Origin of the sequence: Wansuia hejianensis, from assembly GCF_014337215.1 — a bacterium.
GTDB lineage: Bacteria > Bacillota > Clostridia > Lachnospirales > Lachnospiraceae > Scatomonas > Scatomonas hejianensis.
Genome location: NZ_CP060635.1, coordinates 1,844,716 through 1,869,835 on the forward strand (window position 1 = coordinate 1,844,716; position 25,120 = coordinate 1,869,835).

The 25,120-nt window shown below is 50.1% G+C and carries 18 protein-coding genes; 1 reads left to right on the forward strand and 17 read right to left on the reverse strand.

The annotated features are described in order from the left end of the window. Nucleotides 1–33 precede the first annotated feature (33 nt). From recD2 to gpr, 10 genes are all read right to left on the reverse strand, one after another. Nucleotides 34–2,244: an SF1B family DNA helicase RecD2 gene (recD2, locus tag H9Q79_RS08430; RefSeq protein ID WP_249329625.1), complete on the reverse strand. Its 2,211-nt coding sequence runs from the start codon at nucleotides 2,242–2,244 to the stop codon at nucleotides 34–36. An 8-nt stretch (nucleotides 2,245–2,252) separates the two neighbouring features. After that, the gene (gene mreB, locus H9Q79_RS08435) at nucleotides 2,253–3,248 is read right to left on the reverse strand and encodes a rod shape-determining protein (protein WP_118643225.1); all 996 of its coding nucleotides are present in this window, start codon (nucleotides 3,246–3,248) and stop codon (nucleotides 2,253–2,255) included. Between the two features lie 84 nt (nucleotides 3,249–3,332). Beyond that, nucleotides 3,333–6,167, reverse strand: a complete 2,835-nt coding sequence (uvrA, locus tag H9Q79_RS08440; protein ID WP_249329626.1) for an excinuclease ABC subunit UvrA — start codon at nucleotides 6,165–6,167, stop codon at nucleotides 3,333–3,335. 657 nt (nucleotides 6,168–6,824) lie between these two features. Then, complete coding sequence (locus tag H9Q79_RS08445) at nucleotides 6,825–7,892, reverse strand: YkvI family membrane protein (RefSeq protein WP_249329627.1); 1,068 nt, start codon at nucleotides 7,890–7,892, stop codon at nucleotides 6,825–6,827. Nucleotides 7,893–8,056: 164 nt separating this feature from the next. After that, on the reverse strand, nucleotides 8,057–8,635 hold the full coding sequence (locus tag H9Q79_RS08450; RefSeq protein WP_249329628.1) for an IbrB-like domain-containing protein: 579 nt from the start codon (nucleotides 8,633–8,635) through the stop codon (nucleotides 8,057–8,059). Continuing rightward, the gene (locus H9Q79_RS08455; RefSeq protein ID WP_249329629.1) at nucleotides 8,628–9,944 is read right to left on the reverse strand and encodes a phosphoadenosine phosphosulfate reductase; all 1,317 of its coding nucleotides are present in this window, start codon (nucleotides 9,942–9,944) and stop codon (nucleotides 8,628–8,630) included. The genes H9Q79_RS08450 and H9Q79_RS08455 overlap by 8 nt, the downstream gene beginning before the upstream one ends. Nucleotides 9,945–10,117: 173 nt before the next feature. Beyond that, complete coding sequence (hemW, locus tag H9Q79_RS08460; RefSeq protein ID WP_249329630.1) at nucleotides 10,118–11,290, reverse strand: radical SAM family heme chaperone HemW; 1,173 nt, start codon at nucleotides 11,288–11,290, stop codon at nucleotides 10,118–10,120. Then, nucleotides 11,280–13,094, reverse strand: coding sequence for a translation elongation factor 4 (gene lepA / locus H9Q79_RS08465; protein ID WP_283245100.1), 1,815 nt, complete (start codon nucleotides 13,092–13,094; stop codon nucleotides 11,280–11,282). Before lepA ends, hemW begins: the two co-directional genes overlap by 11 nt. Before the next feature lie 47 nt (nucleotides 13,095–13,141). Continuing rightward, entirely contained in the window at nucleotides 13,142–14,431 is a 1,290-nt protein-coding gene (locus H9Q79_RS08470) for a stage II sporulation protein P (RefSeq protein ID WP_249329632.1), read from the reverse strand. Between the two features lie 162 nt (nucleotides 14,432–14,593). Next, the gene (gene gpr, locus H9Q79_RS08475) at nucleotides 14,594–15,499 is read right to left on the reverse strand and encodes a GPR endopeptidase (protein WP_118643217.1); all 906 of its coding nucleotides are present in this window, start codon (nucleotides 15,497–15,499) and stop codon (nucleotides 14,594–14,596) included. Between the two features lie 209 nt (nucleotides 15,500–15,708). Between gpr and rpsT the strand changes: the two genes are divergently transcribed. Next, complete coding sequence (gene rpsT / locus H9Q79_RS08480) at nucleotides 15,709–15,972, forward strand: 30S ribosomal protein S20 (RefSeq protein WP_249329633.1); 264 nt, start codon at nucleotides 15,709–15,711, stop codon at nucleotides 15,970–15,972. A 52-nt stretch (nucleotides 15,973–16,024) separates the two neighbouring features. Here the strand turns inward: rpsT and holA are convergent, their stop codons facing one another. From holA to H9Q79_RS08515, 7 genes are all read right to left on the reverse strand, one after another. After that, nucleotides 16,025–17,017 carry a DNA polymerase III subunit delta gene (gene holA / locus H9Q79_RS08485; RefSeq protein ID WP_249329634.1) on the reverse strand — a complete coding sequence of 331 codons (993 nt, stop codon included), beginning with the start codon at nucleotides 17,015–17,017 and terminating at the stop codon, nucleotides 16,025–16,027. Between the two features lie 7 nt (nucleotides 17,018–17,024). Then, the gene (locus H9Q79_RS08490; protein ID WP_249329635.1) at nucleotides 17,025–17,756 is read right to left on the reverse strand and encodes a glycosyltransferase family 2 protein; all 732 of its coding nucleotides are present in this window, start codon (nucleotides 17,754–17,756) and stop codon (nucleotides 17,025–17,027) included. 21 nt (nucleotides 17,757–17,777) lie between these two features. Continuing rightward, nucleotides 17,778–18,893 carry a hypothetical protein gene (locus H9Q79_RS08495; protein ID WP_147371409.1) on the reverse strand — a complete coding sequence of 372 codons (1,116 nt, stop codon included), beginning with the start codon at nucleotides 18,891–18,893 and terminating at the stop codon, nucleotides 17,778–17,780. Between the two features lie 25 nt (nucleotides 18,894–18,918). Beyond that, nucleotides 18,919–20,157: an SPFH domain-containing protein gene (locus tag H9Q79_RS08500; RefSeq protein ID WP_118643207.1), complete on the reverse strand. Its 1,239-nt coding sequence runs from the start codon at nucleotides 20,155–20,157 to the stop codon at nucleotides 18,919–18,921. A 294-nt stretch (nucleotides 20,158–20,451) separates the two neighbouring features. Beyond that, nucleotides 20,452–21,645, reverse strand: coding sequence for an ABC transporter substrate-binding protein (locus H9Q79_RS08505; protein WP_249329636.1), 1,194 nt, complete (start codon nucleotides 21,643–21,645; stop codon nucleotides 20,452–20,454). 59 nt (nucleotides 21,646–21,704) lie between these two features. Beyond that, the gene (locus tag H9Q79_RS08510; RefSeq protein WP_118643203.1) at nucleotides 21,705–22,649 is read right to left on the reverse strand and encodes an ABC transporter permease; all 945 of its coding nucleotides are present in this window, start codon (nucleotides 22,647–22,649) and stop codon (nucleotides 21,705–21,707) included. After that, the gene (locus H9Q79_RS08515; protein WP_249329637.1) at nucleotides 22,646–25,120 is read right to left on the reverse strand and encodes an ATP-binding cassette domain-containing protein; all 2,475 of its coding nucleotides are present in this window, start codon (nucleotides 25,118–25,120) and stop codon (nucleotides 22,646–22,648) included. The genes H9Q79_RS08510 and H9Q79_RS08515 overlap by 4 nt, the downstream gene beginning before the upstream one ends.

The window sequence follows — 25,120 nt, forward strand, 5'->3', positions numbered from 1 at the left end:
CGGCTCTGATCATCTTTCAAACCGGCATACGTCTCAGTCACGGGCCAACTCTCCAATTCTCTGTGACAGAGTCGTATAACGGTTCTCCTCCGTCTGATTATCTATCATCGCCTGAAAAGTATCCGCGCTGCCAGTCAGCACCACACATTTTCTGGCTCTTGTAACTGCCGTATACAAAAGATTGCGGGTCATCAGCATCTTCGGGCCGCCGAGGAGAGGGATCACGACCGCCGGATATTCACTTCCCTGGGCCTTATGTATGGTAGTCGCATATGCCAGCTCCAGCTCATCCAGCTGTTTAAAGGTATAGTCTACAAAGCGGCCTTCCTCATATTCCACCGTCAGCAATTCTCCAAAAGAATTGATGGAGGTGATTACGCCCAGGTCTCCGTTGAACACGCCCATGCCTCTTTGTGCCGCGATTCCATGCTTACCCCGGATCTCCCACTCCAGCTGATAATTGTTCTTGATCTGCATCACCTTGTCGCCTTCCCGGAAGACTCCCCTTCCATTCTCCCTCTCTGCCTTATCAGGTCCCGGCGGGTTCAGGTATCTCTGAAGGATTTCGTTCAGACTCTCCACACCCAGGGGACCTTTCCGCATGGGAGAGAGAACCTGGATATCCTGAGGCCTGGCATCCGTGTATTTTGGCAGCTTCTGGGACACCAGAGTCAGTATCACTTTCTGTATCACTCTCACATCATTCCGCTGGAGGAAAAAGAAATCTCTGCTGTGGTTGTCCAGGCTGACCGTCTGGCCTGCATGGATCTTGTGGGCATTTACCACGATATCGCTCTCCGATGCCTGCCGGAAAATCCTGGTCAGTTCCACCACCGGAAAAGCTTTCGCACGGATCATATCCCGCAGAACACTTCCCGGCCCTACACTGGGAAGCTGATTCATATCGCCCACCAGAATCAGACGTGTTCCAGGCACGATGGCGGATAAAAGCGCATGCATCAGATGGATATCTACCATGGACATTTCATCAATGATTATCACATCGGCCTCCAGAGGATTGTCTTCATTCCGTTCAAAACGCACATTCGCCGATGATTCTTCCACAACTCCCGACAGCTCCAGCAGCCTGTGGATCGTAGAAGCCTCATATCCAGTGGCTTCCGTCATTCTCTTGGCAGCCCGGCCTGTGGGCGCAGCGAGGAAAATATCCATGTCCTCCGACTCAAAATAACGGATCATCGTATTGATCGTGGTAGTCTTACCTGTTCCCGGACCTCCCGTTAATATCATTAATCCGTTCCGGACAGCTGCCGCAACGGCTTTTCTCTGCATGATATCCAGGGTGATCCCATCCTTAGCCTCGATCATGGCAATTCGTTTCTCAATGCCTTCCTCTGCATTCTCACACACTATATTCAGTTCCTGAAGCATTCGCGCGGTGTTTAATTCCAGAAAATAAGACTGGCTGGTATAGACATTTTCCTCTTTCATAATGATCTTCCGGTCAATGGCCATATCCATCAGATACTTGCCGAGCACTTCCCTTTCAACTCCCAGAAGCTCGCTGGTTCTGTACAGCAGTTCTTCCTTCGGAAGATACATGTGCCCCTGGGCACTGGCCTGGCTCAGTGTATAATAGAGGCCGCTGCGGATCCGGTATTCCGAATCAGTCCGAATCCCCACGCGGCCTGCGATTTCATCTGCGATTTTAAAGCCGACTCCCTGAATGTCCTCCGCTAGCTTATAGGGATTTTCCCTCAGAATGCGGTACAGGGTGTCCTGATACTGATTGTAGATCTTAATGCCCAGAGTCAGGGAAATGCCATACTGGGACAGAAAAATCATGGCGTTCTGCATCTGAGATTTCTCAATCATCTGCTCTCCGATTTCTCTGGCCTTCCTGTCACTGATTCCCTTGATCTCCGCAAGGCGCTCCGGCTCCTCTTCCATAATTCTCAAGGTATCGTCACCAAACCGGCGGACGATTCTGGCAGCCAGCGCCGCCCCGATCCCTTTGACCGCTCCGCTGCCCAGGTACCGTTCCAGCGCCAGCCCGTTCTGAGGGATCTTAATCCAGTATTGTTCGGCCTTAAACTGTTGGCCGTATGTGGCATGGGTGCTATACTGTCCCTCTGCCTCCAGATATTCTCCCTCGTGTACCGACTGAAAGCTTCCCACGCAGGTAATTTCATCCTTACCCGCGCTCAAATTCAATACCGTATATCCATTTTCCTCATTCCTGTAAACGATATGTTCTACATATCCTTCTATTTTTTCTCTCATAGTATCTGCTATCTGCGTTCGAAATCCGCCATTATCTCCACATATTCTCCGGTTCCCAGCGCCACTACGGAGGCCGGGTTCTCAGCCGTCATGGTGTTGATTCCCGTACGTTCACTGATCACTTCCTCCAGCCCGTCCAGCAGAGCGCCGCCGCCGGTCAGCACGATTCCCCGTTCTGATACGTCGGCCGCCAGTTCCGGCGGGGTTTTCTCAAGAACACTGTGAACAGCCTCCACAATCTGGCTGACCGTATCCACCAGGGCTTCCCTGATCTCCTCCGAGGTAAGCGTCACTGTCTTCGGCAGTCCGGTCACAACATTCCTACCCTTAATATCCATGGTCATCAGCTCCGGCTGCTGGTAAGCTGTTCCGATCTTGATCTTCACCGCTTCTGCTGTCTGCTCACCGATGAACAGCCCATGGTTTTTCCTCACATAGCGGATAATCGCCTCGTTGAAATTATCACCGGCAATACGGATCGAGGAGGACACAACAATTCCTCCCAGGGAAATCACCGCGATATCCGTGGTCCCCCCGCCGATATCGACAATCATGTTGCCGCAGGGCTTCGTGATATCTATGCCGGCCCCGATTGCCGCGGCTATGGGTTCCTCCACAATTGTCACCTCCCTGGCTCCCGCCTGATAGGTGGCCTCTTCCACAGCTCTGCGTTCCACATCCGTCACACCGCTGGGCACACAGATGACAATTCTGGGCTTTCGGAAGCCTCTTCGTCCCATGGATTTCTGAATGAAATACCGAAGCATCTTCTCTGTGATCACATAGTCAGAGATCACGCCCTGGCGCAGAGGCCTGATTGCCATGATATTGCCGGGAGTCCGGCCGATCATCTGACGTGCTTCTTCGCCTATGGCCTTTACTTTATCTGAATCCTTATCATAAGCCACCACCGATGGCTCTTTCAGTACAATTCCTTTTCCTTTCGCATATACCAGGATACTGGCTGTCCCCAGGTCGATTCCAATATCTGTCGCAGCTGCCATAATAATCCCCTTTCCGTCTATCCAACAACAGTTACCCTTCACAAAATGATTATACTCAAATACAAGGGCAAAGGAAAGCACTTTTTACAGATATTTTTTGACATACTGCCCGGTGTAAGATACGGGATTCGACGCGATTTCCTCCGGAGTCCCTTTTGCGATTACTGTGCCTCCCCGGTCGCCGCCTTCCGGTCCGATGTCGATGATATAATCGGCAGTTTTAATGACATCCAGATTATGTTCAATCACAATCACTGTGTTGCCGCCCTCCGACAGCCGCTTCAGAATATCCACCAGCTTGTGGACATCCGCAAAGTGAAGTCCCGTCGTAGGCTCATCCAGAATATAGATCGTCTTTCCCGTGCCGCGCTTAGAAAGTTCCGTAGCCAGCTTGATCCTCTGTGCCTCGCCGCCCGACAGAGTGGTAGAGGGCTGTCCCAGCCGGATATACGAAAGTCCCACATCGTTCAGTGTCTCTATTTTTCTGCGGATGGAGGGAACGTGTTCAAAAAAGCTAAGAGCTTCCTCCACCGTCATGTCCAGTACGTCATAAATGCTTTTCCCCTTGTATTTTACCTCTAAAGTCTCCCGGTTATACCGTTTTCCCTGACAGACTTCACAGGGCACGTATACATCTGGAAGAAAATGCATTTCTATTTTAATAATTCCATCACCGCTGCAGGCCTCGCAGCGTCCGCCTTTCACGTTGAAGCTGAACCTCCCCTTCTTGTAGCCTCTTGCTTTGGCGTCCGCCGTGGCGGCAAACAGATCCCGGATCATGTCAAATACGCCCGTATAGGTAGCGGGATTGGAGCGGGGCGTCCGGCCGATGGGAGACTGGTCGATATCAATCACCTTATCCAGCTGTTCCTCGCCTTCCAGCCCCTTGTGCCTGCCGGGTATCAGACGCGCCCGGTTCAGATCTCTGGCCAGCCTCTTATAGAGGATCTCATTGACCAGGGAGCTTTTTCCGGAGCCGGAGACACCCGTGACGCAGGTCATCACTCCCAGCGGAAAGGCCACGTCGATATTCTTCAGATTATTTTCCCGCGCCCCCAGCACCTTCAGCCAGCCGGTGGGCTTCCTGCGGGTCTCGGGCACCGGAATTTTGATTTTTCCGCTCAGATAGGCTCCTGTAATGGATCTCTCATTGTTCATCAGATCTTCAGCCGTGCCAATGCCTACCAGCTCGCCTCCGTGCTCCCCTGCTCCCGGCCCGATATCCACGACGCAGTCTGCCGCACGCATCGTATCCTCGTCGTGTTCCACCACGATCAGGGAATTGCCCAGATCCCGCAGATGCCTCAATGTCGCCAGCAGCTTGTCATTGTCCCTCTGGTGCAGGCCGATACTAGGCTCATCCAGGATATAAGCAACTCCCACCAGCCCGGAACCAATCTGGGTAGCCAGACGTATCCGCTGGGCTTCTCCGCCCGAAAGGGTGCCGGTTGCCCTGGCCAGTGTCAGATAATCCAGGCCCACATCCATCAGAAAGCCCACCCGGGCCTTGATTTCCTTCAGAATCTGCTTACCGATCAGCTTCTGCTGGTCTGTCAGCACCATTCCCCTCAGAAATTCCGTCAGCTTTTCGATAGACAGGTTCGTCACTTCATAGATATTTTTATCACTCACCGTCACGGCGAGAGAGGTCGCCTTCAGCCTCTGCCCATGGCAGGCCGGACAGGGTGTGATGCGCATGAATGTCTCATATTCCTGCTTGCTGCTCTCTGAACCAGTCTCACGGTAACGGCGCTCCACATTTTTAATCAGGCCTTCAAAGGCCACATCATAAACGCCTTCTCCCCGCTGGCCTTTGTAATGTACCTTTACACTCTTTCCGTTGGTTCCGTAGATAATAACGTCATGTATTTCCTTCGGGTAATCGCAGAACGGCGTATCCAGTGAAAACTGGTAGGCATCCGCCAGGGCATCCAGAATCGCCCGGGTAAAGCTGCCTTTATCCGTACAGGACTGCCAGCCCATCACGGCAATGGCTCCCTGCGAAATGGAAAGGCTCGGGTCCGGAATCATCAGCTCCTCCGAAAACTCCATCTTATAGCCAAGTCCATAGCACTCCGGACAGGCTCCAAAGGGATTATTGAAGGAAAAGCTCCGGGGCTCTATCTCATCCATGCTGATTCCGCAGTCCGGACAGGAAAAGCTCTGGCTGAAGCTCTGTGTGCTGCCGTCCATGATATCCACAATCAGAAGCCCCTCTGAAAGGCCCAAGACTGTTTCGATAGAATCCGTCAACCGCTTCTCAATACCTTCTTTTACTACCAGCCGGTCTACCACAATCTCAATATTATGCTTCAGGTTCTTATCCAGCTTGATCTCTTCCGTCAGCTCATACAGGCTGCCATCCACCATCACACGGACAAAGCCGCTCCGCTTCGCCTGCTCCAGAACCTTTTCATGACGCCCCTTGCGGCCGCGCACCACCGGCGCCAACAGCTGGATCTTGGTCCGCTCAGGCAGTGAGAGGATCTTATCCACCATCTGATCCACAGTCTGCCTGCTGATTTCACGGCCACATTTGGGGCAGTGCGGAATGCCGACACGCGCATAGAGCAGCCGGAAATAATCATAGATCTCCGTCACGGTCCCAACTGTAGATCTCGGGTTCCGGTTCGTCGACTTCTGGTCAATGGAAATGGCAGGCGGCAGCCCTTCTATACTTTCCACGTTAGGCTTCTCCATCTGCCCCAGGAACTGCCGGGCGTAGGAGGAGAGGCTCTCCATATAACGTCTCTGCCCCTCCGCGTAAATTGTATCAAAAGCCAGCGAGCTCTTCCCCGAACCCGACAGGCCTGTAAGCACCACAAATTCATTCCTGGGGATGTCCACATTCAAATCCTTCAGATTATTCTCCGCCGCCCCCCGTATTTTAATAAATTGATTGCCCTGCTTCTGTATCATGTTATCTCCTCTTAATCAATCAAACTTATCTATATCATTTCACTTCTGTATCATATCATACTTCTATTCGTTATGCAAACATTTGTTCTGTCCAAAAAACCGGAGATTCATCAATAACCAGAGGGCAATTAATGTTCTGCTTCCAAACGGTCGGTGATGAGAGAGGCGTTTTAGATCACCCAGGTTCACCGAAAGTGTCATCAATATGATTACAGACAGTAATTCTTGGCTGATTGCAGCCTGCTGGCGCCAGCATCTCTTTATTGAATACAAAATCAACCGTCTGAAGCCATCGGGGTTCCCACCTCTGGCGAGGGCCAATGTACCGTCTGGAACAGCCAGAAAAGCAGCGGGAGACCTCCGGCGGCTGCGGCCTGTTGGGCAGACCTCTGCAGGGTTGTTAGTAGTTCTTGCTTTCCGGCGGCTTCTCGCAGGAGGGCGAAAATTGTGCCACCAGCACAATTTTCGAGGGGTACGGAGCTCAGAAAACATCAGTTTTCTGGGCGACTTACCCCGGTCCCTCCGGAGAGAAGCCGTCGGAAAGCTTAGAACTACTTCAACCCGAAGCCCAGTCTGCCCAACAGGCCGCAGCCGCCGGAGGTCTCCCGCTGCTTTTCGTCCGGGTATCCACACCCACCCCCCGCCACAAACCCATATCTACTTTCGTTTAAATCCTTTATAGATTACACGCACAATAAATATCAGCCCGATATATCCCACGAGCGGATAGAACACTCCGACCAGCCTTCCAAATGAAAACAGGCTGAGAACATAGCTTAAGGCTGCTATACCTATGGCAAAGATAACATTTCCATTTTTTCCACCCGCTTTAAACTGGCTGCAGACTGACCACATCATGGCAGAACAGGAGGAAAATATTCCGAGGATCAGGGTTATGGAAAAGACTGCCCCCAGGCCGTAAGATATCTTTCTCGCCAGGTATAGAACCGGAATATCAAGACCTGCGGTCGCGTTCCCATTCAGCAGTATCGCCGTACTCATAATTGTGATAGACAGTATCAAAGCAACAGCTCCTGATATAACCCCTCTTTTTAACTCTTTACCGGACGAAGCAGACATTCCCAGCTGGGTGTAATATTTGCTCCCCGGGAAAAAGTTCAGGCCCAGGTATAAGACTCCGCTCAGAATCCAGCTCGGCGCCGTCCGGTACGCAGACAGGCCCCGGGCATATTCGGGTATGTCTATAAAACGGCCGGAATCCGTCAGAATTGTGATGAAACCCACAATAAAAGAAAACGCGATGATCACCGGGCCGATGGATGATACAATTTTTACAAGCTTCTCAAAACCGATCAGGTAGGCGGCCAGCACCAGCCCCGTCATACATGCAGAAGCTATATATTTATTAATTCCATAGTATTCGTTGAGCGTCGCCCCCGCGCCGGATATCAGGACCGGCATAAGCAGAAGCAGTGTTGCCATAATCAGCCAGATATAAAAAGTGCCGAGCTTTTTGCCGCAAAAATAGTGGAAATGGTTAAAATCCTTATCGAGCTTATGCTCAAATCCTGTCCGCATCAGAAAATATCCCATTAATAAAAAGCCCACAAAATTGATTGCGGCAACCGCATAGCTTAAATATCCATAACTGGAAAAAAACTGCAGAACTTCCTGCCCCGTCGCGAATCCGGAGCCGATAATCCAGGCGATAAAACCTCCTGCGATCCTTACGACAGCTTTTTTATCACATCTTTCTTCACCCATTATCCCTCAACCCCGTAAATATCTGCCCGTACAGCCGCTTCTCCAAAGAATTGCGCGCCCTACCGGGAATCATCTGCTACCACGCTTCTGCAAGTGCCGACCTCCTCTGCAGCCGCTGAAGTATGATTATACCACAGATTACATATGAATTGTACTGCTGTTTTCTACCCTTCCATATCGTCTTCCCATCCATCATCGTCTTCCCAATTTCTTCTGCCGGCAGATGAAGGCTGCCAGGCCTGGCCGAATTTAACATCACGGAATAATGCTGCAAGTCCGGTGATTTGTTTCAGGCGTAAAATCTCATCTTTATCCATGCCGAGATGTTTGGAAATCCAGGCATCCGAACGGCCGATTTCATGCAGCTCTTTAATGATATTGCTCATCAGATCCACATCGTGGGAACCTCTTGCCCGGTTATGCCGGATGGTACTGGCCATCCGGTTAGCAAGGGATTTATCTATCACTGAAACCGGGAGCATCCCGTTCTCACGCTCATAAATATCGGGATATTCTTTCATCACGCGGTATCGGTGAAATCCGTCCACAATCACATAGGTATCCTGGGATTTCACATAGTAGCAGACAATCGGCATGGTATAACCATCCTCTTTGATACTGTCATACAAAAGCTTCATTTCCGGAGGAGCCACGCTGTTGGGATTATAGGTATTCGGCACAACCTTCTCAATTGGAACCGCTATAACATTATATACAGGGCTTTTAAACTGTTTATCACTCATGCATCATCCCTCCGTATTTTTGTTTGATCAGGTCTATCCGTTTCTGCTCCTGCCTGCTCATGCCAAATCCCATGTAACGGCAGATGTGGTCATTTTTCAAAATGCAGAAACACATCCTTTTCCAGCTCGGCACATCCTTCGTGCTTTTAATATCATCTGTATGATCTGGAATCTTATCTAAAAATATGACGCGGAATTTTTTATCCAGCGTGTAGTTCGACACTCCGTTTCTGCGAATCTTATATCCATGGTCTATCAGCTCCTGAATGGTTTTTTCAGATAACCCTCCGCCTGTCTCATGCCAGAAGCGGATAGACGTGTTAAACTTCTTGGCATAGCTGTTGCGCAGGCGTTTCGGCAGAGTATCCAGCAAAAACCGTGTGAAGGATTGCCAGGTGTGTCCCTCCGGAAGTGTGACATTCTTATATCCCATTGCTTTTGTCTTGCCGTAAATAGCGCCGAAATTCACGCCGCGAACCCTCCCTACCAGCTTACGCCAGATTTCCGGATCTATGACCCGGTACAGGTTCAGGCTGTCCTTCGCATAATCATTGAACGGGGAAGCCACCCTCATCTGATCCGGCTTAAGGCCGGCTTTGTAATATAGGTCATACAGCTTGTTGTATTCATAACCAAATTTATAATTAGCCGCCCACACATCGTTTACCGTCCAGTCATACATCGGCGAAGCGCACCATACATCCTTAAACTGCTTGGAAATCCAGCAATTCCCTTTATACCCGTATTTACGGTTTAAAAATCCATTGTACCTCTGCAGCGATTCCTCCGCCCGGAGGCCCAGCAGGCATACTGTTTTCGCATTGCCATGCTGTTCCTTATAAAAACGCCCGAACTGTTTAGCCAGGTCTTCCTGGTGCATTCGATAACGGTAATGATTAAACGGGTGGGACAGATTGATCACATAAGGGAATTCCGGCATCGGCCGTACCCAGCTGTCTTTTCTAGTATCATCCCACGGATACCAGTACATCTCATAGCTGCTGAGCGCCGTCCTGGTCGCCATAGGCAGACATACCCAATAGGGATCAACCTCATTCCGAATACGTTCAAAGGTGCGCGTAACATAGTCCGTCGTCACGGAATACTGGGCTTCAAAATCCTGGTGAAATACCCCGATACATCTGTGGGGATAGTTGGCCTGCCTGAAATCCAGCAGCAGATTCAGCAGCAGACCGCTGTCTTTCCCTCCGCTAAAAGATACAAAAATATTTTCGAATTCTTGAAACAGATAATCGAAGCGCTCCTGCAGCGCCTCATAGACGTTTATTCCTAAATACTCCTTTGCCATGCTGTTCTCATCCCTCTGCCTTGCCCATTTTCTGGGCCCAATCGAGAATATTCTCCATATTTCGACATTGCTACCGCATAATTATACCATATTTTTCCAATACTGATGCACAAAAATCTGCACTAAAAAAGGAACCGGCACACTCCGGCTCCCTGTTCGATCCTTAAACCAATTCAAGGCAGAAACTCTGCCATCACCATATTACTCAGCGATATCCCACGCCTGGTAAGGGCGATCCTGCCCTTTTCCTGCTTTAACAGCCCTGCCTGCCGGTATTTCTCAACCTGACCGCCATACACCTGCCTGAGCGGGATTCCGAATCTTTCTTCAAATTCTCTCTCTGAAACCCCCTCTGTCAGACGCAGGCCCAGGATCATAAATTCCGCCTGCCGGTCCGTTTCATCCAGCCGTTCTGTCTCTTCCTGAATCAGATCCGGCCGGCCGCTGCTCTCCAGATAGTATTCCATATCGCCTGTATTCCTGAACCTGATGTTTCCCAACAGGGACGAGGCCCCAAGCCCAAGTCCCCAATACTCCGTCCCGGTCCAGTATCCAAGATTATGGCGGCATTCATATCCGGCCTTTGCATAATTAGAAATCTCATACTGCCGGTATCCATATTCCGCCAGAATCGCATGAGTGCTTTCATACATCAGCCGTTCACTATCCTCATCGGGAAGGCCCAGCTGATCCTTCTTCTCATAAAAAGGTGTCCCTTCCTCCAGGATCAGGCTGTAGGCCGAGATATGCTCCGGCCCCAGGCCTGCGATCACCCGAAGAGACATTTCCCAGGAGCCCGCATCCTGACCCGGAAGCCCCGACATCAGATCCACGTTGATATTCTCGAAACCAGCCTCCCTCGCCAGCTCCCAGCTTACCACAAACTCCTCAAAGGTATGAATGCGCCCCAGCTTCGCCAATTCCTCATTCACCGTACTCTGACACCCGAAACTGATTCGGTTGACTCCCGACTCCCTATATCTCTTCAGCTTTTCTCCTGACACTGTCCCCGGGTTAGCCTCCAACGAAATCTCCGCCCCTTCCCGGATCACGAAATTCCGCCTCAGCCCCTCTAAAATACGTTCAATCCCATCAGCCTCCAGCAGCGACGGCGTCCCTCCGCCAATAAACACCGTACTGACCTCATAATCCCTGAGCGCGTCTGACCCGCCCGCAATTTCCGCCTCCAGCGCCTTCAGATATCTCGCCTGAATCTCCCGGCCGGCCGCAAAAGACAAAAAATCACAGTATTCACATTTCCTCACACAAAATGGAATATGCACATACAGCTCCATCTCCTTCATCCGGACATCTGCCTCTCCCACACCCTGGAATTTATTTGTCATCTAATTTCAGCACGCTCATGAATGCCTTCTGCGGGATCTCCACATTTCCCACCTGGCGCATCCGTTTCTTGCCTTCCTTCTGCTTCTCAAGCAGCTTCTTCTTCCTCGAAATATCTCCGCCGTAACACTTCGCCAGCACGTCCTTCCTCATCGCCTTCACAGTTTCCCGCGCGATGATTTTAGAACCGATGGCCGCCTGAATCGGTATCTCGAACAGCTGCCGCGGAATCTCCTCCTTGAGCTTTTCACACATCTTCCTGCCCCGCTCATATGCAGAGCCTTCAAAGACGATGAAAGAAAGCGCGTCCACCTCTTCCCGGTTGACCAGGATGTCCAGCTTCACCAGGTCGCTGCGCTCGTAGCCCAACATCTCATAATCAAAGGACGCATACCCCCTGGAACGGGATTTCAGCGCGTCGAAGAAATCATAGATGATCTCATTCAGCGGCAGGTGGTAGTGCAGCACCGCCCTGGTCTGTTCCATATACTCCATACCCTGGTACTGGCCCCTGCGCTCCTCACAGAGCTGCATGATCGGGCCGACAAACTCTGTCGTTACCATGATCTCCGCTTTCACAAGCGGTTCTTCCATATATTCAATCTCCGACGGGTCAGGCAGATTGGACGGGTTCGTCAGCTCGATGCAGCTTCCGTCCGTCTTGTACACCTTATATATAACGCTGGGCGCGGTGGTAACCAGATCCAGGTTATATTCCCTCTCCAGCCGCTCCTGAATGATTTCCAGGTGCAGAAGCCCCAGGAAACCACACCGGTAGCCAAAACCCAGGGCCACGGAGGTCTCCGGTTCATAGAACAGGGAGGCGTCGTTCAGCTGCAGCTTCTCCAGCGCGTCACGCAGATCTCCATATTTCGCGCCGTCGGCCGGATACATCCCACAGTAAACCATCGGATTCACCTTTTTGTAACCGGGAAGCGGCTCATCACAGGGCCTCCCATCGTCAGTAATCGTATCGCCCACCCGCGTGTCGCCCACATTCTTGATGCTGGCGGTGATATAGCCGACCATGCCTGCGGCCAGCTCCTCGCAGGGAATCATCTGGCCTGCGCCGAAATATCCCACCTCTACAACCTCTTCTACGGCTCCTGTGGCCATCATGCGGATCTTCGTGCCCCGCTTCACCGTACCTTCCATAATGCGGGCGGAGATAATCACTCCTTTATAAGAATCATAGACAGAGTCAAAGATCAGCGCCTTCAGGGGTGCCCCGGAATCCCCGGAGGGTGCAGGCACCTTCTGGACGATCTCCTCCAGCACAGCTTCCACATTCTGGCCTGTCTTCGCAGAAATCTGCGGCGCCCCCTGGGCTTCAATTCCTATAACATCCTCGATCTCACTGATCACCCGCTCCGGCTCAGCGCTGGGCAGGTCTATTTTATTAATTACCGGAAATACATCCAGATCGTGATCCAGGGCCAGATAGACATTAGCGAGCGTCTGGGCCTCTATGCCCTGAGCCGCGTCCACTACCAGCAGCGCCCCGTCACAGGCAGCCAGGCTCCTGGAAACCTCATAGTTAAAGTCCACATGTCCCGGGGTATCGATCATATTAAGAATATACTCCTCCCCGTCCTTCGCCTTATAGACGGTCCGGACAGCCTGGGCCTTGATGGTGATTCCCCGTTCCCGTTCCAGATCCATGTTGTCAAGGACCTGATCCTGCATCTCCCGCTGGGTCAGCAGGCCGGTCATCTCTATGATCCGGTCCGCCAGCGTGGATTTGCCATGGTCAATATGTGCAATGATACAAAAATTCCGTATTTTACTCTGATCAATCCCTGCCAAAGCAGTTTCCTCCAATTTCTGTCGTTGGTCTTTATTATACATAAGTTTTAATTGCCCTGCAAGACTTTGTTCAGGATGAACGCAAAGGGCGCCATGGCGTTCATGGCCTCTTCCACAGTATTAGTCTGGGCGCCCACCTCCAGAAGCAGTGATTTGGGCCGCACATGAAGGTTATAGCGGTATCCCTTCAGATAAATGCACCGCGTAAATTGCGGATAATACTGCTTCGCCAGATACTCCAGCTGGAAAGAAAACGCCAGATTATCCTGAATATATGGATTTGGAAGAGAATCCAGATTGCCGTTCATCGTCGTCTTGGACAACCCGTTGAAAAACATCACCCTCGCCGTAGGCACACCGTTTATCTCTGTCACCAGGTGCTTGGATTCATCCACGCCGTCCCGGTGCAGATCGATCACCACTTCTATCGACGGATGATCCGCCAGTATCTGCTCGATCACAGGCTCCGCATAATTATAAGCCTTACTCCTGTCCCAGACTCCATCCACCATATCGAAGGTATCCGTATTGTGCAGCACCTGGTACCCGTATTCATCACGCAGAATCTGCGCGAGGTGCTCGCCCACACCGATTACCGTAGTATTCACATCTCCTTCCGTAGAATCCGCATAAGCTTCCTGGGAATGGGTGTGGTAAATCAAAATCTGGGGCTGGCTGGAATCCGTCTTGATCGTCATATCCCTGCTAATCAGATCATCCACATTAATCTGGGAGGAATCAGTAGAAGTATTCGGGTCCACCACAAAAAATTCATTCAGCAGATAATTATAGTCTTTCAGGCTTTCCAGCGGGATTTCCGCCACCGGCTGGATCTGGTCCCTGGCAGCCTGGGCGGCAGCGGCGGCTTCTTCTTCCTTTTTCTTCTGTTCCGCTTCTGCCTGGGCGGCTTTCGCTTCTTCCGCCTCTTTTTCTTTTTGATTCTCTTCTTCTGCCGCTTTTCTCTGATTTTCCTCCGTCAGCCTCTGACGGATCATCCGTTCATTCTCCTCTATAATCGCCTGGCTGGTGGATTCGTCCTCCAGAATGATTTCTTCCTCCTCCGTGCTGCTCAAAAACGTGAGAAACGGAACCTGTTCCTGCAGCGAAGCCATCAGGCCGCGTATCCAGCCCTCACTGCCTTCCTCATAACCTACGGAGGGCAAAAACAAAGCGGCTGCCTGATTGCCCACCTGAGCATAGGCCGTCGCCGCTATCATTCGTCCCTTCTCCCATCCGTTCCCCTTCAAAATCATAATCCCCTTGCCTACCAGATACACGCCCATAAAACCCAGCCACAAATAGAGCAGCAGCCGGATCTTCTTCTGCTTATCCCTCATACCATCAGCCCCTTCTTCTTCTGCCGCATACCGGTATTTCCGGTTTCTACGGATGAACAAGTGCCCTGCGCAAACGCTATGATATTATATATGAGACAAACCCTCCAATTATGTACCATTCACAGCCCTGCCGGGAAAGGCAGGGCTGCAGGCAGCAGACCGTCAGGCTCTTTTGAGCGCCATGTTAATTCCCTCAGAGATCGTGAAGCTCAGCCGTTCCACCGTCTCATCGATATCCTTGGGAGTCACGCACATCCCGTTGAGAGACGGACTGATCAGCTCTGACAGGAATTCATCAATTTCTGATTCCTCCAACGTCTCTAGCAGATTGGATACAGCATCGTGAACAATAGTTCCGGCGTCTATCACCGTCGGGATTCCTATGCCGATCACCGGTATATGCAGGCTTTCTTCATTTAACCCACACCGGTAATTGCCAACCCCGGAACCCGGGTTGATGCCCGTATCAGTCAGCTGGATCGTACAGCTCAGCCGCTTGGTGCTGCGGGCGGCCAGCGCGTCAATGATCAGAATAACGTCCGGGCTGGTCTGGGCGATCACTCCCTGGAGGATCTCCATCGTATCCATGCCCGTCTGAGCCATAACTCCCGGCACCAGGGCGCTGATCATCGGCACCTGATCCTCGCCAAGAGCCTGCTCCCCATATTCCCGGATGATATGGCGGGTGATCCGCACATGCTCTATGGCCATGGGACCCAGGGCGTCAGGTGTGATATTCCGGTTCCCCAGACCCACCACCAGCACAGAGTCTAAGTTGGGAGGAAGCAGCTTCTTCAGATGCCCCGCCAGTTCCACCGAAACCTCACGGTGATACCCCTCGTCCGGCACCGCCATATTAGGAGCTTCCAGAGTGATATAGGTGCCTATGGGCTTCTCCATCATTTTGGCTCCGTGCTCGCTTTCGATTTTGACAACTGTCGTGCGGATATCCTTCTCCTGATTATAGCTCTTGTGAATGACCACACCGGAGATTTCCACATTGTCTTTCTCATATTTCTCTCCATTTTCCATTGCCAGATCAGTCCGGACTTTGTACTTTCCCACCATACACTTCTCCTTCAACCTCTTGCTGCCGCATATTTATTCCTAAGCAGCGGAATTCTTGATTCCTCCATAGGTTTTACACTTTTTTCGCGAAATATGTATTGACAAATACTTCTAAATAGAATAGAATGAATAAGCATGTTTCATTGGGGGTTTCCGTGTCTGCCTCAATGATCAGATACATTAAATTCAAAATATTGGAGGTGTACAGTTTGGCTAACATTAAATCTGCTAAGAAGAGAATCCTGGTAAACAGAACAAAAGCTGAGAGAAATAAATCCATCAAATCAGCCGTGAAAACATCCATCAAGAAGGTAGAAGCTGCCGTTGCCGCAAGCGACAAGGAAGCTGCAAGCATTGCTCTGGTTGATGCAATTTCCACCATCGACAAGGCTGCTACCAAAGGCGTTTACCATAAAAATAATGCGTCCAGAAAAGTTTCCCGCTTAAGCAAAGCTGTAAACTCTATCGCATAATATAAGAATCTATAAGCCCCGGCTGTACCGTCATGCAGCCGGGGCTTTTTTTTCATTCTCGCGTATTCTGGGAACTGTATTTGACAATCATCAGCTCCACGCTCAGCACGTCATTCAGACGGCCCGTTTTTACATCTGTCTCTGTCTGTGTAAAATCTTCCACGGCACTGCGCAGCTCCTCCGCAGAATACTTCCGTGCCATTGGAATATAATTCTTCACCACAAATGGAGCCAGTCCGGTCCGGGAAGCCATGGTTCTCTGATCGCAGCCGCTTTCCTGCAGCTCTTTTACCTGGAGAATCAGGTTAAACTGGCGGGCCAGCAGATAGAGAATCCGCATGGGGGGCTCCTTCAACGCCAGCAGATCACAATATAAACCCAGCGCCTTTTTTTGCTTTTTTTCTGAAACGGCCCGGACCATATCAAAGATCTGGTTCGTGATCTGAGTGGCGCAGACCGCTTCGATGTCGGCCGCTGATATCACATCCCTGCCCATAGTATAAGTAAGCAGCTTTTCCAATTCTCTGTCAATCAGACCCATATCTGTCCCGGTTTTCCCCAGAAACAGCTCCATGTCTCCGCGGGTAATCTTTTTACCCTCTTTTTTCAGAATCCCCAGCACCCAGCGGATCAGCGTATCTTCATTCTGAACGGGGAATTCCACCGCCCGTCCATGCTTTTGGACTGCTTTAAACATCCGGCTCCGCTTATCCACTTCCTCCTCCACAAAGATCATTACCAGATAATCTGGAAGAGAGGCCATGTAGTCGGCAATCAAATCCGACTTTCCCTTAAAAAAGCCCGTATGATCCAGGAGGATCACGCGCCGGTCGGCAAAAAAAGGCATCGTCTCGGCCAGATCCACAATTTCCCCTTCATTCTGACCCTTGCCCTCAAACCGGGCAAAATTCATGGTATCTTCCTCCGGAACCAGGGCCTCCAAAAGTTTTTGCTTATACTGACTCTTCAGATAGGCTTCCGGCCCGTAAAGCAAATAGACTTTTTTGTATTGTTGATTCTTGATATCTTCTATAAGGCTTTTCATTCGCTCTTCAGTCCTTCTCCGCAGCCCCGGCCAGCTTCCGGTTCATCTCCCTGAAGTCCCGGACCGCCTGCCTGCCGATCTTGCAGATTTTCTTTAAATTAATGGAATTAACCCCTCCCTGCCTGGGCCGGAAGGTAATGGGTATATAGCGCACCGGAAGCTGCTTCTTCGCGAAGATCACGGAAATCATCACATTGGAAAGATTGAAGCTCTCCGGAATCAGTTCCAGGCTGGCGTCCAGCGCTTCCGACCGCATCAGCCGGTACGGGGTATTCGCGTCGGTCACTGTCACATGGAAACAGATCCTGATCACAAGCCGCAGCATCTTTGTCACAAAAACCCTGGAAGCCCCGTCCTGACGGCCTTTCCGATGCCCGATCACCATCTCGTAAGCTTTCCGCCTCTGCCAGAACTGTCCAAATTCCTCCGGCAGAGTCTGCCCGTCACTGTCTGTCTGGAAAATATAATCCGCTCCGTGCTCGATGCTGTAGCGATACCCGTACAGTATCGCCGCCCCGTGGCCGCCGTTCTCCTTAGTGAGCGGAACCAGCAAGGGGTTTTCTCTGGCATAGGACGTCAGGATCTCATGGGTATTGTCCCTGCTTCCGTCATCCACCACAACCAGCCGGGACCTTCCGCCGCCGTCGTATTTTTCCACAATCGGATACCACTGATCCAAAACCTTATGGATTGTTTCTTCTTCATTGTACGCGGGAATCACAATATATAAGCTGTCCATCTAAATCTCCCATGCTGTTTTTTATTCCTGTCTTCGGTCCTTCGTCAGTTCCCGTGTGATATCTGCGATCTTTCTTCTTACCGCATAAACTCTGTCTTGTGCCTCTCTGACCGCAGGAGCTATGGATTCTTTCATTTCGTAAATACGAGTGCGGACATCCTCGATTTCCTGCTCCTTCGCTTTTTTCTCCCGGATTTTAAAAAATGCTATCCGGTCCACCTCATCCTCCAATCCCTTTTTCCGTTCTTCCAATGCTTTTATATCTTCCATTCCGGGCACGTTTTCCTTTTCTCTTTCCGCCTCCTCCAATTGGCTTTCCAATTGCGCCTTTTCGTTTTCCAGAGTTTTCTTTTCCTCCTCGTGCTCTGCCCAATAGGCCTCAATCCGTTCCTTTCTCTGCTGGACCGCCAGTTTTTCACCGGCACTGGAGGCTTCGTCTCTTATTCTTCTTAAGATACTATCGTTTTCAAGCTCCCCATACTTCACCAGCAAATCACAATGTTTTTTTATAAGATCGTATAGATAAACCTGTTTATCTATTTTAGTAATATTTTCAAGGGTTTCTATAAAATTTACATGCAGCCTATTAAATAATTTAACCGTTCTATACTTGTCAGTAAGGATACGCCCGTTTACAAGCTCCTGATGAAATACATAATCGCTGGCTCTCAGCCTATCGATATCATCGCTAATCTCTGTGATGATGCCCTCCATCTCTCGGGATTTTTCCGCATTATAACGATCATCTATTATAGAAACACAGTTGTTCAGCACATTAAAAATTTGTTCTCTTTTATAGATGTCCGGATCAATCAGCGAAAGCCTGGCTTTTCCATAAGCGCTGTAAAAAATCGCTTCAATATTATCAGGTTCGTTCTGTTCAACTAGATTATAATACTTTTCTGTCTCTTCCCAATCCTCTTTCGCCTTCGCGCGTCTTGCGTTTTGCAGGTATTTCTCTACAAGTGCGCTGTTGTCCACCTGAACCGTGCCCTGAACCTCCACTGTACCTTCAATCATCATCTTTTTAGCTTCTTCTACCGAATATTTACATCCGCATGTCTGGCACACAAATACGCCCCCGTCCTTGATCAGATCCGTTCCACCACACATTTCACAGGTAAGCTGTTTCATCACTTAATACCCTCCCTTAATATAGCGCTCAACCTTCCTCTCGTTTCATACCGCATCTGGGGCAAAATTTCCCGGGCCTTGTAAATATGCAGCCACATTTCGAACATACTTTTTTCGCACCGGCTGCCGGATGGCCACAAGTATCGCAAAAAGCACTGCCGGGAAGCAGCCTGGCCCCACAGTTTTCGCAAAATTGCTGCTCCGGCTCTTCCTTGGAACCCGCCCCTGAATTCTGGAAAGAACTCTCCGTTGTGCTTCCGGCCGCTCCTGAAAATGGGCCTTCGGAAACACTATCAACTGCTTTTGTAAAAGCAGCTCCTACGGTATTTCCCACAGCGTTTCCCATTCCGGCCATCATTCCTAAGCCTATACCAGCGCTGCTGAAATTCCCGCTCCCTTCATTCTGAGCGATCTTCTCAGCCACATCAAAGCCTCGTTCCTGCTGATAAGTGTACCCTTCAATGCTGCGCTTTTGCGCGAGCCCCTGAGCTTCAATAATCGTCTTCTGGGATTCTGTTTGCTGTTCGATCACGCCCACCTGCTGACGGATCTTTGCTTCGGCGATATCCGCATACTGTCGAAAATGCAGTTCCTTGAACTTCTCATACTGTTCATCTCCTTCCGGCTTCACAATACGAGCCACAAAAAAACGCTCCAGTGTGATGCCATAATCAGCAAAATCACCTGCGAGCCTGTCTTTCAGCTCATCAGAAAATTCCAGCAGATGTTCATCGATCTCAAATACGTTTATCTTATTGGCTTTCATAGTCTGGGCGATATAAGTCTTCACCCGGGGCATCAGAAACATTCTGAAATAAGCCATAAGCCGCTCCCGGGTCAGCATTTTTTCCGTACCTACAAGCTTTACTAACAATTTTTTAGAATCCAGGACCCTCAGACTCATCTCTCCGCCCGCCCCAATAGAAATAGGGAAACCGTAATTAGGCTCCAGATACTGCACCTTGCTGTCCGTTCCCCATTGAATCGCCATCTGCTCCGCTTTATTTATAAAATAGACTTCACAGTGAAACGCGGACTCTCCGCCTGTAGGCAGATTGATGAAATGCCTGAGCAACGGAATATTCTGCGTCTCGAGCGTATATTTGCCGGGACTGAATAGATCCAGCACCTGGCCATTTAAAAAGAATACCGCCTCCTGTGTTTCGTGGACTATCAACTGCGAATGAGTATTAAAATCTTCCGCCGGATGTTTCCACACAAATGTCGAATTATCACCCTCGTACTTAATAACCTGAAATATCGGCATTGCCGTCCTCCCCCTTTTTATTATGCGTATCTCGTAACACATGCCCTGATATGCCCCTGGCGGGGCATGCATAGTGGAGTGCACTGTGAGCATAAAAACTGTCCGTGCTTTATATTATCATCATATTATTCCGCAGAATATTTGTCAACGTTATTCCTGGCTCTGCTTGAATCCATAAATATTGATAAACTCTCTATCCGCCCTCCGCTGCTTCGTCCGGACACAAAAGCACCCCTCCGGTCCGGCAGACACCATTTTGCCTGTCTGCCCCGAAGGGGTGCCTGTGTATCATAATTATTTAACCAAATCTGGTTTATTGGCCACTTCGTCCTGCGTTTCAAGCTCCGAACGCACCCAGGCCAGGTCGTGCTCGCTTGTGGCGACCTCGGAATTATCTATGCCTTCAAATTTATGCAGATCATCCTGAGTAATCAGATCCATCGGATAATACATGTACTGGGGAACTTCTTTACCATCCAGTATGTCAATCGCCAGGTACAGGGCGGCGGCTGAGAACCAGGGGGTTGCGACGCCGGATATCGTCTCATATCCGTCTTCTTCAGATGCCTTCATCCACCAGTTAAGGAATTCCCCCCTGTTTCCGCCATAAATCAGGGGTATCTCAAGCCCTGCCGATTCAAATGCCATGGCCGCGCCGTAAGCGTCACCTGATTCTCCGCACACCAGATCTACTTTCGGCAGAGACGGAAGGATTGCAGATATCTGAGTCTGAGTCGTTGTGCTGGTCCATTCGCCATACACTTCACCCACGATGTTCATATCCGGATACTTAGCCAGCGCCTCTGTGATTCCCTGATAAGCCAGGTCATCGTATGCCGTTCCGGCGATGCCCCGGACTACCAGTACATTTCCTTTACCACCCAGTTTCTCACAGCACCATTCTGTCAGATAGCCGAAATTTGTCACACAGTCGACATTCAGCTGATAGCAGTCAGAAGAACTCACGGGCCCGTCATTAAATACTATTACCTCAATTCCTGCCGCTTTTGCCTCTTCGATCGCCCCATCCAGTCCGGTCGCAGAAGTAGGATCGACAATGATCGCATCACATCCCATCATGATGAAGTTTTCAATCTGAGAAACCTGCGTCGCAACATCTTTGTTTGCTACCGTCATGGTATAATCAGAAATAATCCCCAGCTCCTTCATCTGATCCGCCAATTCCTGAAAATACCGTTCCTGCTGCTGGTGCAGGGTATTGCCGTCATAATTATCCGTAAAACCAATCACATAGCCCTGATCCTTGTCCAGATCCTCAAGTGTATCCCCGTCTGCAGACGCTGTCTCCGTCTTCTTCTCTGCCGCGTCATTTTCTGCGGATGTTTCTTTAGTGGCTTCTTTTGAAGCGCTCTGAGCGGATGTCCCGGTGGATGCCGCTTCCTTCTCTCCACACCCGGCCAGCGCTGAAGAAGACATCACAATCGCCAGTGCCGCCGCCAAAAGACCTGTTACTTTCCTTCTTTTCATTGTACAAACCCTCCTTGTTTTATCTAAAATATTGTCGTTCCACAATATTTCGATCATAATTAATGCTTCTTTTTCACGGGATCGGCAGCTATCAGAATCAGGATAATCACCGCGCCCTCAATCAATTTCTGCCATCCCGACGAAAGTCCGGTAATCGTTATCATGGTCCCCAGCAGTGTCAGCATGATCGCGCCGCCAAAAGTCCCCAACACACTGGATTTACCTCCCGATACAATCGTCCCGCCCACCAGCGTTGCCGCAATCGCTTTCATCTGGTATGCATCTCCCATGGACTGGAACGAACCATTCACATATGCTCCCAGAAGAACTCCTGTGATCCCGGCTATCACTGAACTGGCGATAAATACTATGATCATCATCTTAGACACGTTGATCCCCGCCAGATAGGCGATATGATGTCCCTGCCCCATCGCATGAATGTTTTTCCCGAATCTGGTCCGATACATGATCACTGTCATGGCTGCCAGGAAGATCAGGCACAGGATTGTAATGATTGAAAATCCTCCAAATTGTGTCTGTGCAAATTTTGTCAGCGCCGCACTGGGCTGAACTGTCGCTGATTTTGAATATACGAGCACAATTGTAAACAATATGTAGCCCACCGCCAGCGTCCCGATCATAGCATGGACATGCAGAAAAACATTGATGATTCCATTTGCCAGTCCAATCAGCACGCATACGCCGATTATGATAAATACGCCCGCCGCCGTGGTGCTGCCCTTCAGCCAGTTGGCCGACAGATAGGCGCACAAAGTCACGATATAGGGTATGGACAGATCAATCGCCCCGTCCCCGCTGGTTATGACAAGCATTTCCGATATTCCAAGCAAAAAGGTAAAGGACGCCAATGTGATATTCATGAACAAGGTCTTTACCGAAAACCCGTTATCGCTGATCAGGGAGATGATAACTAGCAACAGGGCAGAACCGACAAAGGACCAGATCCATGAATTCCTCGATGTAAATTTACTAATTTTATTCATCGGCTTCTCCTCCTCTTCATAACCTCTCCCACCACAAGCACAGCGATCAGGATAATGCCGATCACCGCCGTCCTGTAGCTGCTGTCAACCTGCAGAAACGTCAGCATAGAGGATATCAGCGAAATGGATAATCCGCCCGCGACCACGCCAACCGGTTCCACAATTCCGCCGGAAAAAGCACATCCGCCCAGCAGAATTGTCGCGATACTCATCATCTGGTAGGATGATGAGGCATTCGCATCCGCTCCCCTGCTCACATAAGTCATGGCGAGGCCTGCCAAAATTACAAAAACACCGGATATTACGTACGCAACCACATGCGCGGTCAGATAGGACCAGCCCCTCTTCGAGATAGATGCGGGGCTGTCTCCGATCCCGCGGATGATCATTCCATATTTCGACCGGAATATCATCCAATAGCCGGCGAATGCCGCGATCACACACAGATATACCTGAACCGGGAACAGCGGTGTCTGCAGGTTAAAAAATGCACTCAGCCATTCCGGAGAGCTTCCTCCAGGCGTCGGAAGTATCAACAGGGCAATTCCCAGCCAGACACTCAGCATGCCCAGGCTGACAACGATCGACGGCATATTCCTTTTATGTATTAAAACCGCCACTCCCGCATAAAGAACCAGGACGCCTGCCATCGCCAGTATACCCAGGCCTGTTTTTTCCACAAGCAGAGTCGCGGCAAGCACATTAACGACTCCCATAGCGTTTCCAATGCCCAGGTTAATATCGCCGACGCTTACAATAAACATCTGGCCCAGAGAAACCAGAACCAGCGGCAAAGCAGTCCCTATCATATAGGTCATTCCGGTTCTCGTGTTAACATTATGATTGATATTGCTCATGATCATCCAGATCGCTATAAACACGAGAATAGAAATTCCGGACCCGGACGTGAGCGCTGAAATAAATTTCCTGCCCCATCCGCTATTTTCCGTATTGACGGATGTATCTGCCTTTTCTGCTTTTTTAAAGGAAGAAGCGACTACCGCGTCGACGGATATTTCATTTTCCTGAAGCTCATCCACTATAGTCCCGTCACGCATCACGTAGACACGGTCGCATTCCAGCATTTCATTATCTTCGGTGCTGTACCAGACCACACTTTTTCCGGACTTGCTGATCTCCTTAATGATATCGTAGATATCCTTTTTAGTGCCCGCGTCTACTCCTCTCGTGGGATCATCAAAGATAATCAGATCAGCCTCTGATGCAATTCCTCTTCCAATAATCGCTTTCTGTTGGTTGCCGCCTGACAGGTTTGTAATCTTGTCTTCCCTTCCCGCAGCGCGGAACTTCAGTTTATCATACCACCGCTGTGCCAGACTGTCGCTCCGCTCTTTGTCAATCAGTTTCCAGTTAGTCAACAGATCCAGGCTGGATATCACAATATTATCCGCAATGCTCCACAGTTTAAAAATTCCCTCATTCTGTCTGTCGCCGCTGACAAAGGAGGCTTTTCCCACCGTCCGGATTGCTCTGTTATGTGATCCGTGATAAGTTTTGTAGATCTCATTCAGCAGCTCACGCTGCCCGGAGCCTCCAAGCCCTGAAATCCCCACGATCTCGCCCCTGCTGATATGCATGGATACGTCATAGAGAGCTTTGTCCGTAAAATGTTCAATGTCCAGAAGATGCTCAGATTCATCTTTCTTTTTTTCCCTGGCACCGCCTGTATTCACCCGCCCGCCCATGACATTCACAAGATCTTCTATCGTCGTCAGCTCTGTTGTAATTTCTCCGGTCTGCTCTCCATTGCGCATTACTACAATACGGGTTGAAATATTAATGATTTCCTCCAGCTTGTGGGATATGTAGATGACCGAAATGTCCCGGTCCCGCATTTTTTTAATCGCTTCATGAAATTGCTGAATGCGGTCTGATGTCAGAGAAGACGTAGGTTCATCCAGGATCAGGACCTTTACACCCTCTGAAGCCATGGCGCAACAGACCTCCACCATCTGCTTCTGCTCAATCGGCAGTCTTCCCGTCTTTGTTCTCACATTGATTTTGTTGCCTGGAAAAACATTTTCAAGCATATCCTCTGCCAGGCGGATCATCTCTTTTCTCCAGCCATGTCTGCCAAACGGTCTGTGATCCATGACAGTGACCGCAAAATTTTCATATACCGTCAGATTCGCGCATACTGACAATTCCTGGTAGCAACACGCAATTCCGCCTTCCTTTGCAATTGCGGTAGAATACTTCTCCTTCTCATATTCTACTCCGTCCAATTCCATCCGGCCCTCGGTGGCTGGCACAACACCCGTAAGTATCCCCATCAGCGTCGACTTACCGGCTCCGTTAGGCCCGATCAGCCCTATTACTTCGCCGGGTTTAACTTCCAGGCTCACATCGTTCAGTGCCACTGAAGCGCCAAATTTCTTGGTGATATTCCGCAGCCGGAAACAATATTCTGGCCTGTCCGCCGTTACGTTTGTCTGAATATTATCCACCAT